The sequence below is a fragment of the Paenibacillus sp. EKM10P genome, assembly GCF_011800655.1.
In the GTDB taxonomy this organism is placed as follows: domain Bacteria; phylum Bacillota; class Bacilli; order Paenibacillales; family Paenibacillaceae; genus Paenibacillus; species Paenibacillus polymyxa.
Genome location: NZ_JAALET010000001.1, coordinates 62,403 through 78,893, shown reverse-complemented (window position 1 = coordinate 78,893; position 16,491 = coordinate 62,403). Strand labels below are relative to the sequence as shown.

The window sequence follows — 16,491 nt, the reverse complement described above, 5'->3', positions numbered from 1 at the left end:
GGGGAATTAATATGTGATCAGATGTAATAAGAACCATCAGTGTTGGAGAATTACTCCTAACACCGATGGTTCTTCTATATTTGGGGTCATATGCTCAAATTGTTGGATGAAGTGATTGAGCATGCGCCTGTTCCGAGCCTTTATACGTAAATATAAGAGACCTCATCTGTAAAAATAAAGGCGACCGCTGATGCTTACTCGCAAGAAAAAACGTCTATACTCTTAAACTTTAAGAATGTAAAATGGCAAGCCTCTGATGATTTAGAGGCTTGCCATTTTACTAAGTCTATTAACTAATGGATGGGGTGCTACAGTTTTAGTCTCCGGCTAATCGTTTATAGATCCTCTGCTGGAACTACAGGAACTACAGGGACCGCTGACTCTCCCTCTATTTCCTTCTCATCTATTTCTGCCCCATCGACTTTTGTTCCATCAACTTTCGTTTCATCGACTTCTTTTTCATCTACCTCCGTTGCCTCTACCTCATCCGCTTCGTCACTGCTCTCTTCATTCATCAAGGCTCTTGGTGTATAGAGCTTGGGAATCGGCACGTTCGCCCAATTCATATCGGATGCAAAGTAAAAGCTCGTGTAGGACGGCTGGTTATAGCCAGTATTTTGACGCGCCACATCCGCACGATACTGCGGGTCATGCATCAATGTGTACAATTTATGCGTTGTAGACTCGGTACTCAAATAGATACGGATCGCCGAGCTATCCGCTGTACGGACAAGCATTTCCTCGCGCCAATCTCCGAAAATATCAGCGACCAACGATGGCGTTCCTTTGGTATAATTGTTCGTTTTGGTACCTGCTGCGGTGAGTAATGTGCCTCGTTTCCAATCTTCAATGGTTGGGGTTACGTCGATCGCCCCGTTCACGATTTGTGTGGTCATATCAGCCGCCCATTTGATACTCATATTGGTACCCGGCATCTTGGTATCCAATTGTTTGCCCGCAGCGGTCCACAAGCCTATGGCCCAAGTCTCCAGTCCTCGCTGATCCGGGTCTATGTCACCGACCATCCCCCGACCTGTATCCTTACCGGAATACCCACCGTAGATGACTTCACCCGTTTTGGCATCCCGCAGCGAATAACCATAAGGGGCATAGGTGCCGCCTTCATGCACCATAAAGATTTCTTTTCCTGGCCGATCAGGGTCAATATCAGTCACATGCAGCGCGTCACCGTGTCCCAATCTGGCGGTTTGGCCCGGAATTGCGCTTTCAGGAGGCATAACATCAAACGAGCTGTACAACAGGCTGCCATCATGGTCGATCGTGGCGGAGCCATATACAATTTCGTCTTTGCCGTCTCCATCCACATCTGCGGCACTCAGCGAATGCGCTCCTTGTGTAGTCAAGGTGCCAAATTTCGGGTCCGTTCCATCCCGTCCGTGCGGGCTATCATTAAACGGATTGGTCATCGGTGCCCAACCACTGTCCACCATCCAATGTTTTTGGAGATGACGACCATCCCACGTGTAAGTGGCTAAGGTGGAGCGCGTATAATAGCCGCGTGCAAATACGGCGTATGGTTTGCGTCCATCCAGATATGCTACTCCTGCCAGAAAACGATCCACACGGTTAGCAGGTTCAATCCGGGCCATAGCGTAGTCTCCCCACATAAGACCGTCATCATGGCGCTCTGGCTCATAGCGAATCGTCTCCAGCTCAGTCCCCGTTTTTCCTTTGAAAATGGTCAAATACTCCGGTCCATCCACAATGAAACCTTCATATTCTCTCAGCTTGTTTTTGTCGCTCCGCGCAGGAGCATACACATCCATAAAGTAATCCGTCAGGCTTTCTGCATCCTTTCGGGATAACGGGTAGCTATACTTTGGAGCAATACCAAAGCATTCCTCCAGCGTAGCAGGCCACTGCCCCTTCACCACTTCTTCATGCTTCGTCCAGTTCATGAACATATTCACTACATGCTCATAATAATCCGTACGACTCAAACGATAATCGTCCTTATGTGTAATTCCAGCTTTGCGATCCTCACGGGGCAGGGTAATATATTTTTCTTTTTTGGGCTTGCCCTTCTTGTCAAAAGTAATCGTTTTGGTCCCCGGAGCGGTCTTGAACATCAGCTCGGCTTTGCCATCGCCGTCAAAATCATACACCATCATCTGTGTATAATGGGCACCTGAGCGAATATTCACACCGAGGTCAATCCGATACAGCAGCTTGCCCTCGAACGTATACGCATCGACATACGTATTTCCGGTATACCCCTTCTGAGATACATCTTTGGAGTTGGATGGGTCCCATTTTACAAAAAATTCATATTGTCCGTCTCCGTCCACATCCCCCACACTCATATCGTTGGCCGAATAAGTATAGGATTCACCTGCGGGTGTTACGCTATCAGCAGGCTTTTGCAGAGGAAGCTCATAATAACCCTGCTGCCATGGCTTCACTTTGGCACTGCGATCCTTTTCTTTCCCTTTAACGACTGAAGCGACCCTGTACACCGCATTTCCGTTTCCTTCCTTATCCAGATAATTGGTGCTATCCGTCACCGTCGCGATTTTCTTGCCATCACGGTATACGTTAAAGTCCGCTCCTGTCAGCCCTGTTGAACTGTAGCCATTCACTTCCTGGGCCAATAACCGCCAGCTTAAAAATACACCCTCTTGCGTCGCCGCAGCTACCAGACCGCGATCCAGCTTTTCCAGCTGAATGCTGCCACTACGGTTTTGTTCTACTGCGATTGCTGATTCTGCCTGCAGCGTGGGTTCGGATAAGTCTTCCGCAGCCACTCCTCCAGTCGTGCCCGTCATCGCCAGCATTGCTGCCAACGCGGCGGTCAAAGTTCCCTTTTGCCATGCGCCTTTCCTTTGAGCCATCCAATTCGTCCTCCTCAATTGTATTGTGATGACAAGCAAATACAGAAAATGATTGCGCTTACATAATTTAAATTCCTTATTATTATAGTTTTGCTGTTCCCCCAAACGCGTTTAAATATCCGAGTATTTCTCTACACAAATCCGTGTTGTTGCCCGTTTCTATTGAAATGACCCCATTAGCCCGTTTAAAACGGTCCATTTTGTGAGTCGACCATGTTAGTTGAAGTGAGAATATCCGAATATCATAAAATGATAAAATGAACGAGCTGTGATCAAACATACAATACCTATCAAGGTTCCACAAAAATAATGTCACAAAATGACCCGTTGCGATTGTTATATAGACATAAATACAAGGAGGTGAGCTCTTGCAGGCAACCATCCCCGGGGATACACAGGACAAATACAGCCAGATTGAGCTGGCCATAGAACGTATCAAGGCTGGTGAACAGCAGGCTTATGAAATCATTATTCGGCGCGTCAGATGTACACCTACTGCTTTTATATTTTGAAGAATCATGAAGCCACAGAGGACGCGGTTCAGGACATTTTTATCAGAGCTTATGAGCATCTTCATCAATACAGCAGACAGACCAGCTTCTCGGCATGGCTATACAAGATAGCCTATCATCACTTAATGAATATCAAAAGGAAACACAGCCGCTGGCTCAAACTGGTTCAGCAGGTCAAGGAACAAGAGTCCATCGCCCAAGTATCACCTTATATAAGTGTGATTGAAGAGCTGCTGACTTATCTTACCCCAGAAGAACGTCATATTCTGCTACTGAAGGCTGTCGAGCAATACAGCTTTGAGGAAATTAGCAGCATCATGGGCTTAAAGTCGGCAACCATCCGCAAAAAATATGAGCGGCTTCGGCGCAAGCTGCTGGACCACAGAAGCAAAGGAGGACTTGTTAATGGACAAACATCTAACACCACCTTATGAGCGTGAAATGGACCCGTTGGAAAATTGGATCCATGAATCTGTCATGCCCAGAGGCAGTATGAGTGATCAAATTATGAAGGAGATTGAAAATAGAGCCATACAAAGAAAGACGACGAAACCAAAGTTTGCAAAACGGGCTGTCCTGGCGGCATCCGTAGTTGGCATATTAGGGGCAGGAGTGGTAGGCGCCGGGTTTGTATCACCCACGATGGCGGCCACACTCAAGCAAATTCCCGGAATTGGCAGTATTTTTTATGGATTGAGCTCGGATGAAATTCAGACTGCTGTAGATAAGGGCATTCTCAGTCATCCTAATGAAAGTGTGACGCATGACGGAATTACGCTGACATTAAGCGATGTTCTGTATGACGGTACACGCCTGTCCTTTTCCATTGAGCGTCAAGGCGAGAATATGCCGGAAGGCTCTATAAGTCCTTATGTACCTATGGATGCTGAAAGTAGTGGTAATGATGAATGGTTAAAAGCCCATCAAGTGCCCGAGAAGGATCAGCCTAAGGGCTACTTTAAACATCCTGAAGTACAGATTAACGGAAAAAAAGTTGACTCTCAACAATTTATATACGGTGATGATCCGCACAAAAAAAATTCTGTCGTTGGGGAATTCATGCAGCTAGGCTCTCTGCCGGACGAGTTTGAGTTGACGGTTAAAACCTCGATGACAGGTGTTGATGTGCCCTATGAATTCAAGGTCCCGGTGAAAATAGATAACACCATGATTGCTGTCCAGCCGAGTGAGACAAAGACCAGCGGTAGCTTCAGCTACACCGTGAAGGAGCTGAAAGCCACCTCAACAACGACTCGTCTAGTGCTGGACAGTACAGGTGAAGTGCCTGCTTCTCAGGAGCAGACGGGAGAGTATGCGCCAACGATGATGTATTACGATATTGCAGATGATCAGGGCAACATTCTAGAGCAGCGCAAATTCGGTTATTTCCACAGCAAGCCTAAGACAAAATATCATGTGGATGAGCTGTACGATGCTCTCAAACCGGGCACGAAATACGTGACGATTAAGCCGTTCACTTTGACCGTCAAGCCTACCGACTGGAGCATTGTGGGACAAGTGAATGACAAGGTTGGCAACGAAGTGAAGAAAGGCGACAAAACGTATATCAAAGAACTGGAAATGAAAATCCCTGTGCCAGCCCAATAACATCAATGCAAGAGTAAGCAAGCCTGGATGAGAATCCAGGCTTGCTCATTTGGCTCGATTTACATTAACCCGTCCCTTCTCCTGCTTATTCAACTGTTTTTTACTGGTTATACAAGCAAAGGATAAATTTGGGTTATCTTTAATTTGTATATTTCCCAATTAGTGAGGGACAAATGAACGAAAATCATCCCGACTGGACTGGTCTGCATGATAAAACACGACATCTCCATCCTGTAAATGAAAGGTGTGTCCGTACGGGTCCTTTATCTCTCTACGATATCCCTCCAGTTGCCATTGGTTCAAAAGCGGGCCATTAATATATTGCAAATGTGGATGCTTGGTGTCCCCCTGACGGAGTGATTCCAAATTAAAGTGAACCACTATAAAGCCTGTCTTCTTGAATATATCTGTATGCTCGTTTAGCTCCTGACGGTGACTGACCTCGTGCAAATCCGTCCCTTTGGTAACGGCGTACACATCAGCAGGCAGACTATATTCGCCATACCAGCGCTGAATCGCCGCATTCGCACGATCGGCATCAACCCCCTCCGGCAGGTCCGTCTTTGGACCGATCAAGGTACGCACAGCAGCAGGCAGTACTAGCCAGTCGTAGCGTCCAACCCAGGTCTTGCTGCGTGTAATACGCTGGACATACAGCGCCACATAATGTTCCAGCATTAACTGACTTCGCTCTGCTTCACTCAGTCCATGTTGATATTGGTAGGCTGCTGTATCCTGCATTTCCTCCATAGGGACATTGCGTAGCCGTTCATTCAAAATAACATATCGCTTTTCCCGGTCCTCTGCCGATCCTACACGGATAAATTTTCGGCTACCTGCATGTGTATACAAATCCACCTCTTCCCGCTGTCGCCCATCTTTGCTCACCCAATAAAATGAAGGGGTAATGCGAATTCCATCCTGTGCGCCGAACATATTGCCTTTGGTTTTGAGGTCAAACTTGAAATGGTAGCCTGTCTTGACCGCCACATTTGCGTAACCTTCATGTGGGTGACTACCTAGGCGAACAGGCAATGTGAAGGGCTGCGTGTTCCCTCTGGGCAACCCGTCAATATTGCCAAGCCCTGTCCAATAGGACAGGCCGCTATGCATTGGGCTTCCTTTTTGCTGCCGAAATACTCGCTCCCAATGGTAATCAGCAATATCCGTGATATGAAAATCATACATCCGTCCGATGACTTCAATATTCACCACATCATTGGCAACATGATGGGCGATATCCGTGTTGGCATGGCGCTGTTCGGTAAATCCATCCGGTGCATTTTCGGCAATGGTGCGGAACTCAACTGTATAATTGCCTTCATCGACCCATACGGGTAAATAAAAGTCTGTGTCCAACTGCAGCATCGGAATGTCGATCCAGGTACCTCGCGGATAAAAATGTGTCTTCCCTTTGTCGTACACATCGAACGGAAAGCGCACCTGCTTGGTTCGTACATATTTGGCATACTCCCGATCACCATAGCCGGGAATATTCAAATGCGGACCTGCTGTCGAAATCGTCACTCGAAAAGGACGCTCCAAAATAAGTGCGGATCGCCCCTTCGTAGGTTGGGTTTTCTGATTATGAGCAGCATCATCCGACACTTTAGACAGATTCACTACGGGAGTGTGGACAGTCACAGTATTGATTCCCTGTATCGGCAACGTTTTATCCGCACCTCCATTGATATTTCCTTTGAGAATAGCGTAAATGATGTCACCACTGCTGGGCGTGTTGGTCTTATTGATCTTATGCTTATCAATCACATGATTTGGACTGTACAGCACATCGGCCCCAATCGCTCCGGAAGAGGGAATCACACCTGGTTTAGGGCCATTTACCTTGACGCGCTCTGGATTCATAATGATCTTGTTTTCAAAGGTCAAAGTATCGTTCTCCACTTCGATTTCCTTAACTGCCTCCTCTGCCTTAGATTTCAGTACACTGCGATCATCAGGCACACTGGGCTTGCTGCTGCCGCCATTTTTGCTGCGACTACCTCCGTCCACTGTGCCTGGTGCAGGGGGCGGATAAAAGTTACCCTGGGTCGCCGCAATATAAGAAGGGGGAGTATAGGATTGCGGACGCAGGGTGATTGCTTCATTGGGTAACGCATAATTTCGGAGCTTAGCCTCTTTAATGCCATATACCTCCAAATTGTCTATCTTCCAATAGGAGTACGGACGGACGATTTGGTAAGTATAAGTTCGCTTCACAGTCTCATTCCGCCGAGATTTTTTCTTAGGCCGCCAGGTCAACCGATATTCCCGTTTTACGTTCACCGTATATGTACACTGACCCGTCATGTTCACAAACTTATGTTGAAAAAGGTATCTCTTGGCTTGTACATGACCGTACAGGCTTTCAGAGGTAGGAATACCTTTGGATACGTCAAATCGTTCCCGACCACGCTGGTCCGCTTTGATCACAGCAGATACTACTGGGTCCAGTTCGGCAGTTTCCAAGCGCAGGCCTGGAACGGGACGGGAGCAGACAACACCATTCGTTGGCTGTTCATGATCTTGGCAATCTGAGGGCGCTCCCTCTTGGCTTTCTCCAGGCTTAGGACAGCCCTGAGCTTCTTTGTAATACAAGTAAGCGGTAAACTGCTCAAAAGAACCGTCATAGGTAAACCCAGGTACAATTCCCGGCAAAATATCTCCGCTTGGCGGTTTACCTGTCGTGCTTTTCTTGTAACCCACATACTCATATTTCGGATTGGTCGGCGGGGTGAAATCATACGGTTGATTAGGTTTTAGCTCATCTTCTATTGGTGTAAATACGTTGTTAAGTGACTTTCCGTCAGTTGTAAAATGCTTGACAATGAGCGCGCTCTCTAGTTCGATTTTGAATAGAATTGGTTGGTAGATGCGGTACGCTTCTACTTCCTTAGCACAGGTAGGACATAACTCATCCTTTATATTCTCGGGTCTATCAGCATTCAACATCATGTTAACAACGATTGGAATGACTGTAGTATCAGTACCAATACCTTGAATTTGAAGCGGTCGGATATCTGAATTGAGAGTGCCTTGACTAATATGTGCGAAATAACGGGAGTATTTATCCGGCCTAGATTTCTCAAAATATTTGATGTAATCCCTGCTTTCTTTATTTTTAATAGGATCGTATAAAAAAGCTTCGACTTTTTTTATACTTCTGCCTGGAAATTGGAACTTATAAGTAAAATTTGCTTCTCCGTGCAGTCCCTTATTTGGCTCCTTCTTTTGAGTTACCCATTCACCATTAGTGTTTCGCCACATGTCAAAGTACATCATACCAACAAAGTAGCGGTCACTCTTATCTGCAAAATAGGACAGCGGTGTAACTTCTGTTTCGGCTTCCGCCTTGTTTGTAGGGAAAGAAAAAGGTGGGAGTTGCAATAGTAGCAGTACCCCCACCAGAAATACGGCCAGAATGCGTTGCATCTTTTTCATGTGCTTTAATTAACCCTCCACGGATTGACCATTATCGGTATATAGTCATCTGCCGCGTAAGCAAAGCCTATGTATTGGATATCTTGAAGTTTCAAGGATCTGTAATTCTGCACACCTTGAAACGTCTCATCTGACGTAGAATAGATCGGATAATACAGCAATTTCGTTCCGTCTCCGTTATCTATCGTCAATTGACTAACTTCATTACGAAAACGAGTATCGTTAAACTTTGTGATATAGAATATATCACCTGCCGTTGATTTAGTTTTAGCTCTGACCTTAAGGTAAGGCGTACCTTTTGCGTTAGTGTACGGTTCAATAGAGTATATATCCTCAAGAAGCTTGACTGGTAGGTCTGAATGTTTAAAAAGCATTGCCTTATCGTAAGTTCCACCAAAAGGCTTTTTGAGTATGTAAGAATTAGATGCAATCGCCTTTTTATACGGCTCAATACTAACTGCCTGATGCCCCGTATCCTCTAACGCAGCGATTTCCTTCTTCCCAATCCAGACCCAGCGGCTGACCTTATCCCATTCTACCGTCTGTCCCAAACCCTCACTCACTAACCGCAGCGGCACAAAAGTACGGTTTTGCTTCAAGATAATCTTCGTTTCATACGTTTTCGTTTGCCCATCCACGGTAGCGGTGTTTTGTCCCACTGTCATGTTAACGGCATGTGCATCATTTTTAATCGACACGGCTAATTGGCCGCCTGTTTTCTCCCAGCCCACCTTAGCACCCAATGCCTCGGATACAAACCGGATTGGAACCATCACATAATCGTTACTATCCTGAAAAGGTTTGGCATCCGGGAATTGTATTTTTTTCGCATTTAATAAGACTTCAATTGGTTTGGTGCTACTTGCCGCCTCCGTCATTGGAATCGCACTTGCCCCGCCCCATAGCAACGTGACTGCGGTCAAACTCAACAACCATTTTTTCATACTCATCTCTCGATCCCCTTTGTCTGCTTAAACTTATAAACTATGTATATCAACTCTAATCTCATAAACTCATCGCATCCCCACTTTCGGAAAATACTGGATACAACTTATATATTATAGGGTTTCCCAATTACAAAATCTATAAGAAAAATAACTAATATAACTACTCTAAAAATCATTTCCTATGAGAAATCTCCCGCTCTAAATCATAGAATTGCCTCCTTATATAACTTATATTTCTGCAAAATCTCATCAAAAAAGGGCTGCCTCTTCCCTCTGAAGGAAGAAACAGCCCGTGTGCTTCACGCGCAAAAACTATGAATATATCAGTTCATATCCTATGGATTGTTCCAGCATCATCCAATATTTCTTACATTTTAAATCATTACTGATTAAAAATCAAACGTTAATTTTCTCACGAAACAGCTCAAAAAATCATTCATGTGCACCTGGACTCCCAGCTTGATATAGCCGCTCATACACATCCTTGTTGACCATCCTCAGCCCAAACAATCTGCGGATACGCTGTCCAGGCTTGGCTTTGAAGGTCACTGTGGCTATATCCTTACCCTCCAGATATGCAGCCGGAATAGCGGCATTCACGTTGTAAAACTTGTCAGCCTCATCAAAGCCTTCACTAAAATGCTCAAGCAGATGACCGTTAATCCAAATATCAAAATCACAGTTTGGCATTTCCAGCGTAGCCGTATAGGTGATAACCAGCAGCATTGGAGCAATCGGATCTGTCTTCAAATCGAAAGAGAACCAGCCGTCAATTCCCGCATTCCGGTAAGGTCGGTTATTCACATATCCGGTGCGAGTCGAAGCATCTCCCTGAAAGTTGTGATCCCGCTCCGGCTGCATTTCTCCGGGTTGGGCAAAGTCAATCGTGCACTGCTCCAGAATCGCCAGCTTTTCGCGTGCTGCTGTGTATTCCTTTTCCGCCTCCTGCCATGCTTCCTTCGTAAAAATGTCCCAATAGACTGAATAGGTACGGTCATGCATTTTATACAGCGGAGACAGTTCCACATCTCGGGGATGCCCTGCTTTTAAGGTACGGAATGTATTCGTTTTGCCCTCCACGGGCTGTATCCAATGATCCAGTTCTTCTGTTGGAGGGATGAATACCGGGGTATAGAGGAACTCTTTGGCTTTAGGATCTTCTAAGGGTCCCAGATCACCTGCCAGCACCAGCGGTCCATACATGACAGCCGCCCGATCCGGGTTATCTGGCATCTGCTCCAGTCTGAGCGACATCGGAATTGTCACCTCAACAACATCACCATCAAGCCAGGTTCTAGCGATAGAGACAAAGCTGCCCGGTTCTGATTCAACCGACTGTTCCTTGCCGTTTACACAGATAGTGATCCCTTTTTCAGCCCAATAAGGATAGCGGATGAGCAGCATAAATGGTGCAGGTTGATCACATTGAATTTCCAGCGTGGTATGATCCGTGTCTGGATAGGACGTAGTTTGTTTTAGCGTAACACCTGTGTCCTTCCATGCCAGCGTAGAAGCAATGAACTGATTGACATACAACTTATCGTGATCGTGAAAATATATGCCGCTACCGTAGCTCGCATGGTTTTCCATCCCTGTGCCCACACAGCATGTAAAATCATCAAATTTACTTTCAAAATGCTTGTGCCCGCCCATGGCCAGCGACAGAAAATACGTAACACCCCCGTGAACCGGGTCCTGAGAAGCCAAAATATGATTGAATAAACCTCGCTCATAAAAGTCCGCTTCCTTGGCAGAAACATTCCACTGAAACAGGTGATTAGTCAGCTTGAGCATGTTATAGGTGTTGCATGTCTCCGTCGTATGCGGTCCGATGCGATCATTCAAGCCATCCGGCGCTCCAAAATATTCTCCAAAGCTATTGCCGCCAATGACATACGAATGGTGATCCACCACCCGCTCCCAAAAAAATTCTACCGTCTTCCGACGCTTCGTGTCATTCGTGAGCTCATATTCCTTGGCAAGCCCGATTAGTTTCGGTATCTGTGTATTGGCGTGAATGCCCTGTAAGCAATCCTCCTGTGAGCTAAGCGGGTCCAGCACCAGCTTGTGCCAGAAGCACTCAGCCAGCCGCAAGTAGCGCTCTTCCCCGGTATCCGCATACAAATCCGCCAATACCTCATTCATGCCTCCATATTCGCAAAACATCATCTGCTGCATCTGCTCATCGCTCATCGGCTTCAAAATTCCTTCGAGCCAGTCCGCCAGTTTGCGCTCTACACCTAATGCCTTGTCACAGTCTGTCAAATGATACGCATCACGCAAACCAGCGAATAACTTGTGTAGTGTATACAAAGGAGCCCAGGCACCGTTCAGGTCAAAGCCCTTCGAACGAATATTTCCGGCAGATACCTCTTCAAAAAGTTCCTTTCCCCCAGGAATACCAGATACATATCCGTCACCATGCGCCGCCTGGCAAACATCCAGTTCATCCGTAATGTAATGTGCGATCTCCTTAAAACGTTCATCGCCTGTTGAAGCAAACATCATGGAGCAAGCGGACAAATAATGTCCCAGCATATGACCGGAAATAGTCATCGCTTCCCAGCCTTCATATTGAGGCGCTTTGGGCGCAAGCCCGGCATATTCCCGAAAACGCGCCAGCAGACGATCAGGCTCAAGCTCCAACAGGTAAGATCGGTTTAGCTCCATCGCCTGCTTGAAGGGACCTTCAGCCAATACCACCTCGTTCAGTGCGAACGGTGCTGCTTTCATATGGGCCTTTGCTTTAAGAGTCATCTTCCGTTCCTCCTTTAAGGCAAATTTGGAGTAAAAAACGTATATTCAACCTAACGAGCCGTTACGCGCCGCTCCCAGAAAAGATTTGCCCCCACTGCTGGTACAGCTGTGTTCTCGCTTCTGTAATGCCGGGGTGAAATTGAATTAGCGCATGTTTCCGTGCAAAATGAACCTCACGGATTGCCTCCTGCACCCGTTGTTCCCCGCCTGCTCCACCAAGTCCAGCAGCATGGAGCATGGAAGCGGCTGCTAATCGCCCTTGAGCCATGGCGACCAGCCCGCTTTCGATGCCGGTAATATTGCCGGCAACGTACAGTCCTTTGAGCGAGGTTTCCATTCGCTCACCATGTAGTGGAACATGCCCACCCAGTTCAGGGCTGTACACGAATTTGCACCCGGCTACCGCCGCCAGCTCAGCGAGCGGATACAAGCCGCCGCTCAACGCCACGAAGTCGGCGGGTTCGACGCGCTCGCTGCCAGCAATCGGCGAGCCGTCCGGTTTAACGTGGACCAGGGTCACGGATTCGACCCGGTCCTGCCCGTTGACGGACTGCACTGCTGTCCGCAAACGGATCGGGATATCCCACAGACGGAAGCCTCTGTGGGGATAGCAGCGCGCGATGAGCTTCTCCATCCGCATCGTCGCTGCCAGCTTGCCGCCGGCGCGCATCCAGGCGGCAGGCGCCAACCCCGACAGCTGAAGCAGCAGCTTCGCGGAGGCTGTCGGATCTGCCGCTGCACCAGCCAGCGGACCCGCGCACGGCAGTGTAATCGCCGCCACCTTCACCCCGGCGACGGACAGCTCGCGGGCAATCGCCATCGACAATACGTTCATGCCTACGATGATGCCGCGCTCTCCCGGCTTGACGTAATGAACATTGGTCAGCACCTGCGCAGCCCCGATGGACATTACACCCGGTAACGTCCAGCCATCCAGCGGAACGGGAATCTCAGCCGCTCCAGTCGCCAGCAATACGTACTCAGCCGTGAGCAATCCACAGGAAGTGGAAATTTCCCACGTTGTCGTATATTCCATGCCATGTACGGAAACGCCACAGCGAATGTCCACCCCAAGCTCCGCGCAGCGGGTAATCAGCTCATCCGAAACATGCTTTCCGATCCACCAGCCTTGACTGCCTTCCTCATGATATTGCCCGGGCATACGTCCACCCGGCTGAGTAAACTCATCCAGTACCGTGACTGGCAATCCTTGTTCAGCAGCCGATGCCGCTGCAGACAGTCCGGCCGGACCTGCGCCAATGACGATGAGATGTGCCATTTTATTCATGTCACAATTCTCCCTGTGATTTCATTCGAAAGCTGCCGTCCGGTTTCCACCACCATACCTTCTTCCAGCTTGGTCAGACAGGAACGAACCGTACCAAACGGATGAACCGTCAGACGGCATTCGTTGCAGTGCCCAATAGCACAGTATACGCCCCTGGCCGTACCGGATTCCTCATGCCTTCTCAGCAAACGGACACCGCTGGCGAGGAGCGCTGCCGCTAGTGGTTCTCCAGCCAATCCCTGCATGGGACGACCATCAAACATGAAAGATACTTGCCGCCGCTCTGGCTTGGGTCCCAAAATCGGATGATTTACGATACGTGCACGGCTCATAGGGAACCTCCTTCTGCCAGCTGACCGAACGTTACGGGACGCACCGGGGGCCTTTGAGATAACAACTCCGCCTCCCGGCGGGCAGCAGGAACCTGATTGTAAAACCATGATTCCACTAATTGTCGGCATACCCTGCCCTGGCATGCCCCCATAGTCACCCGCGTAGCCATTTTAAGCTGGCGAACAGTATCCACACCCATGAGGCAGGCCTGCTCCATCTGTGCAATACTCACTTCTTCACATCGACACACAAGCACATGGCCTGACGCACCAAACGTTTTTGATTGCACACCCGGAGATTCAGCATACTGGTTTTCTGCGTACTGATTTTCTGCATACTGGGTCTTTTCCCCCTGCACTTCCGTCCCAACCGTATCACTTCGTTCCGTCGCGCGTTTACGCATAGCTGATCGCACAGGTTTTAATCGCTGAATAAAAATCCAGCGCCGCCTGACCCTGTTCCCGGGTATGTGAGCTTGACTGCTTCAGACCACCGAACGGAGACTGATACTCAACTCCCGCCGTCTCCTGATTAACCCGTACCATTCCCGCGTCCGCTTCATCCAGAAACCGATGAGCAAGCCGCAAATCGCGGGTGAACAGGGAAGCGCTTAACCCATAAATAGAATCATTGCACAGCCGAATCGCATCCTCAAAGTCGTCGGCCTGTATGACACTGATGACTGGGCCAAAAACCTCCTCCTGAATCAAGGTGTGGGACGAATCCAGACCAGCCGCCAGCAGTGGACGCACATAATAACCGTTATCTGTCCCGGCGGCGGTTCCACCTTCCGCCAAAATATCAGCGTCCCGGCGAGCTAGCGATACATAGGACATGACCTTCTCGTACTGACTCTTGGATGCCACAGGTCCGAGATACGCACCGGGGTCAAGCGCTGGAGCGATCTGGATTTTTTCCACCACTTGGCGTAAAGCTTCTGTGAACATCTCATAGGCAGACCGTTCTACAATCACCCGGCTGGTGGCCGTGCATTTTTGTCCGGCTGATCGAAAGGCACCGCTGGCAATCATCGCCACCGCCTGCGACACATCCGCGTCCTTCAGCACCACGGCAGCATTTTTGCCGCCCATCTCAGTCTGGTATTTGATGTTCCGACGTGCGCACCGTTCAGCAATGCCCAAACCTGTAGCGGTAGAACCCGTGAAGCTGACCGCCTCCAATGCTGGATGCTCCAGTAGGGCATCGCCTATACGACTCCCCTGCCCAATGACGAGATTCAGTACGCCGGGTGGAAGCTGCACCGCCTCGAATAGCTCAGCGATCCGTACTGCGGTTAATGAAGCATGTTCGGCAGGCTTCCAAATGACCGTATTGCCACACAAGAGTGCAGGAGCGATTTTCCACAGCGGAATCGCTACCGGAAAATTCCACGGCGTTATGACAGCCGTTACCCCCAGCGGGATACGCTTCGTGTATTGGAGTACTCCCAACTCATTCGAAGGAATGACTGTACCGATGGAACGTACACCCTCTGCCGCATAATATCGAAGCAGGTGGACACCTCGCATCACCTCTCCTCGCATCTCGGTAATCGGCTTGCCCATTTCTCTGCTGGCCAGCTCAGCCAATTCTAGTGCGGCTGTCTCCAACAACCCGGCTGCTTTGAACAAGTAAGCTCCCCGTGCTGCCGGGCTTAATGCTGCCCATCCTGCCTGTGCCAGTCGTGCTGCTTCCCCGGCCTGGGCAATATCACGCTCATTGGAGAAATGGACGACCCCCACTTCTTCCTGCAACGCCGAAGGATTACGAACCACCATCTCCTCGCCGGAAGGGCTCAGCCACTCACCGCCAATCCAATTTCGGCTCTCCATCGTCTTCACCCCCATTCAAGATGAAACCCCGCTCGGACGAACTGCCACCTCAAAAGCTTCACGAATCCGGTCATAATCCGCCTGTGGCAACGCAAGTCTGGGCGGCCGTGTCGGACCGACCGGGAATCCAGCCAGCTCCATCATATATTTGATGGACTGCACCAATTGCGGACTGGCATCGTAGTGGAACAGCGGTAATAGTCTGCGATACAACGCGGACGCTTCCGCCAAATTTCCCGCCTGCGCAAGCCGGAACAGCTCTACTCCTTCTTTTGGTAACGCATTAGGTACCCCCGAAATCCAGCCTGTCGCGCCGAACAATGCTCCCTCCATCGCCAGATTATCTACTCCGACCATGACCTCCAGCTCTGTCTGGTCCAAAATAGCGTGAATACGCCGTACATCCCCGGAAAATTCCTTGACTGCTACAATATTCTCAATATGTGACAAGTCCGCAAGAATATCCGGGGTCAGGTCAACCTTGTAATCATGGGGGTTGTTATACGCAATGATCGGCAGGCCCACCTCTGACAATGCTTCATAGTGAGTCGTTACCTCATGGGGCAATGGATTATAATTAATGGGCGGCAACGCCATGACACCCGCTGCCCCGGCATCCTTGGCATGCTGCACCCAATGTACCGCCTGTTTAGTGGATGGAGCGGCCGAGCCGACTACAACAGGAACACGTCCCGCCGCAGCGTCAATGACCGTATGCACCACCTGCGATCGTTCCTCTGGAGACAAGGCAGCATACTCTCCCAGCGATCCCGTAGGTACCAGTCCGCTAATACCGCTTGCAATCAGATGCTCGCACAGCTCGGTCAGACGCTTGTAGTCGACCTCCATCTCTGCCGTGAACGGTGTAACCAAGGCCACATATACACCTTCAAAACGTGACATATGCTCACCTACCCTCTC

At 48.9% G+C, this 16,491-nt stretch carries 10 protein-coding genes and 1 pseudogene; 2 read left to right on the top strand and 9 right to left on the bottom strand.

Going from position 1 to position 16,491, the window contains the following annotated elements; translation table 11 throughout:
* Positions 1 to 335: 335 nt before the first annotated feature.
* Positions 336 to 2,852 (bottom strand): rhamnogalacturonan lyase, encoded by a 2,517-nt coding sequence (locus HFE01_RS00290; RefSeq protein ID WP_107734107.1) that lies wholly within the window; start codon positions 2,850 to 2,852, stop codon positions 336 to 338.
* A gap of 368 nt (positions 2,853 to 3,220) precedes the next feature.
* Between HFE01_RS00290 and HFE01_RS00285 the strand changes: the two are divergent.
* Both HFE01_RS00285 and HFE01_RS00280 read left to right on the top strand, forming a co-directional pair.
* Positions 3,221 to 3,798, top strand: a pseudogene (locus tag HFE01_RS00285) (RNA polymerase sigma factor).
* Positions 3,770 to 4,972, top strand: a complete 1,203-nt coding sequence (locus HFE01_RS00280; protein ID WP_107734108.1) for a DUF4179 domain-containing protein — start codon at positions 3,770 to 3,772, stop codon at positions 4,970 to 4,972. Before HFE01_RS00285 ends, HFE01_RS00280 begins: the two are co-directional and overlap by 29 nt.
* A gap of 159 nt (positions 4,973 to 5,131) precedes the next feature.
* Here the strand turns inward: HFE01_RS00280 and HFE01_RS00275 are convergent, their stop codons facing one another.
* The 8 genes from HFE01_RS00275 to HFE01_RS00240 form a co-directional block, all read right to left on the bottom strand.
* Positions 5,132 to 8,413: a DUF5704 domain-containing protein gene (locus HFE01_RS00275; RefSeq protein WP_107734109.1), complete on the bottom strand. Its 3,282-nt coding sequence runs from the start codon at positions 8,411 to 8,413 to the stop codon at positions 5,132 to 5,134.
* Between the two features lie 5 nt (positions 8,414 to 8,418).
* Entirely contained in the window at positions 8,419 to 9,363 is a 945-nt protein-coding gene (locus tag HFE01_RS00270) for a copper amine oxidase N-terminal domain-containing protein (RefSeq protein WP_107734110.1), read from the bottom strand.
* Positions 9,364 to 9,792: 429 nt separating this feature from the next.
* A complete protein-coding gene (locus HFE01_RS00265) occupies positions 9,793 to 12,117 on the bottom strand; it encodes a glycoside hydrolase family 127 protein (protein WP_102998671.1) in 2,325 nt (774 codons plus the stop codon).
* Between the two features lie 61 nt (positions 12,118 to 12,178).
* Complete coding sequence (locus tag HFE01_RS00260) at positions 12,179 to 13,405, bottom strand: NAD(P)/FAD-dependent oxidoreductase (RefSeq protein ID WP_107734111.1); 1,227 nt, start codon at positions 13,403 to 13,405, stop codon at positions 12,179 to 12,181.
* Positions 13,402 to 13,737 (bottom strand): (2Fe-2S)-binding protein, encoded by a 336-nt coding sequence (locus HFE01_RS00255; protein WP_017426336.1) that lies wholly within the window; start codon positions 13,735 to 13,737, stop codon positions 13,402 to 13,404. The genes HFE01_RS00260 and HFE01_RS00255 overlap by 4 nt, the downstream gene beginning before the upstream one ends.
* A complete protein-coding gene (locus tag HFE01_RS00250) occupies positions 13,734 to 14,141 on the bottom strand; it encodes a (2Fe-2S)-binding protein (RefSeq protein WP_167438325.1) in 408 nt (135 codons plus the stop codon). Before HFE01_RS00250 ends, HFE01_RS00255 begins: the two co-directional genes overlap by 4 nt.
* Positions 14,134 to 15,570, bottom strand: coding sequence for an aldehyde dehydrogenase family protein (locus tag HFE01_RS00245; RefSeq protein WP_107734112.1), 1,437 nt, complete (start codon positions 15,568 to 15,570; stop codon positions 14,134 to 14,136). Before HFE01_RS00245 ends, HFE01_RS00250 begins: the two co-directional genes overlap by 8 nt.
* 15 nt (positions 15,571 to 15,585) lie before the next feature.
* Entirely contained in the window at positions 15,586 to 16,473 is an 888-nt protein-coding gene (locus HFE01_RS00240; protein ID WP_102998675.1) for a dihydrodipicolinate synthase family protein, read from the bottom strand.
* Positions 16,474 to 16,491: the final 18 nt, after the last annotated feature.

What these genes read in the sequence shown, in the direction of transcription:
- HFE01_RS00240 (WP_102998675.1), bottom strand. Translation starts at nt 16,473, where the DNA reads ATGTCACGTTTTGAAGGTGTATATGTGGCCTTGGTTACACCGTTCACG.
- HFE01_RS00265 (WP_102998671.1), bottom strand. Translation starts at nt 12,117, where the DNA reads ATGACTCTTAAAGCAAAGGCCCATATGAAAGCAGCACCGTTCGCACTG.
- HFE01_RS00290 (WP_107734107.1), bottom strand. Translation starts at nt 2,852, where the DNA reads ATGGCTCAAAGGAAAGGCGCATGGCAAAAGGGAACTTTGACCGCCGCG.
- HFE01_RS00275 (WP_107734109.1), bottom strand. Translation starts at nt 8,413, where the DNA reads ATGAAAAAGATGCAACGCATTCTGGCCGTATTTCTGGTGGGGGTACTG.
- HFE01_RS00280 (WP_107734108.1), top strand. Translation starts at nt 3,770, where the DNA reads ATGGACAAACATCTAACACCACCTTATGAGCGTGAAATGGACCCGTTG.
- HFE01_RS00270 (WP_107734110.1), bottom strand. Translation starts at nt 9,363, where the DNA reads ATGAGTATGAAAAAATGGTTGTTGAGTTTGACCGCAGTCACGTTGCTA.
- HFE01_RS00245 (WP_107734112.1), bottom strand. Translation starts at nt 15,570, where the DNA reads ATGGAGAGCCGAAATTGGATTGGCGGTGAGTGGCTGAGCCCTTCCGGC.
- HFE01_RS00260 (WP_107734111.1), bottom strand. Translation starts at nt 13,405, where the DNA reads ATGAATAAAATGGCACATCTCATCGTCATTGGCGCAGGTCCGGCCGGA.
- HFE01_RS00255 (WP_017426336.1), bottom strand. Translation starts at nt 13,737, where the DNA reads ATGAGCCGTGCACGTATCGTAAATCATCCGATTTTGGGACCCAAGCCA.
- HFE01_RS00250 (WP_167438325.1), bottom strand. Translation starts at nt 14,141, where the DNA reads ATGCGTAAACGCGCGACGGAACGAAGTGATACGGTTGGGACGGAAGTG.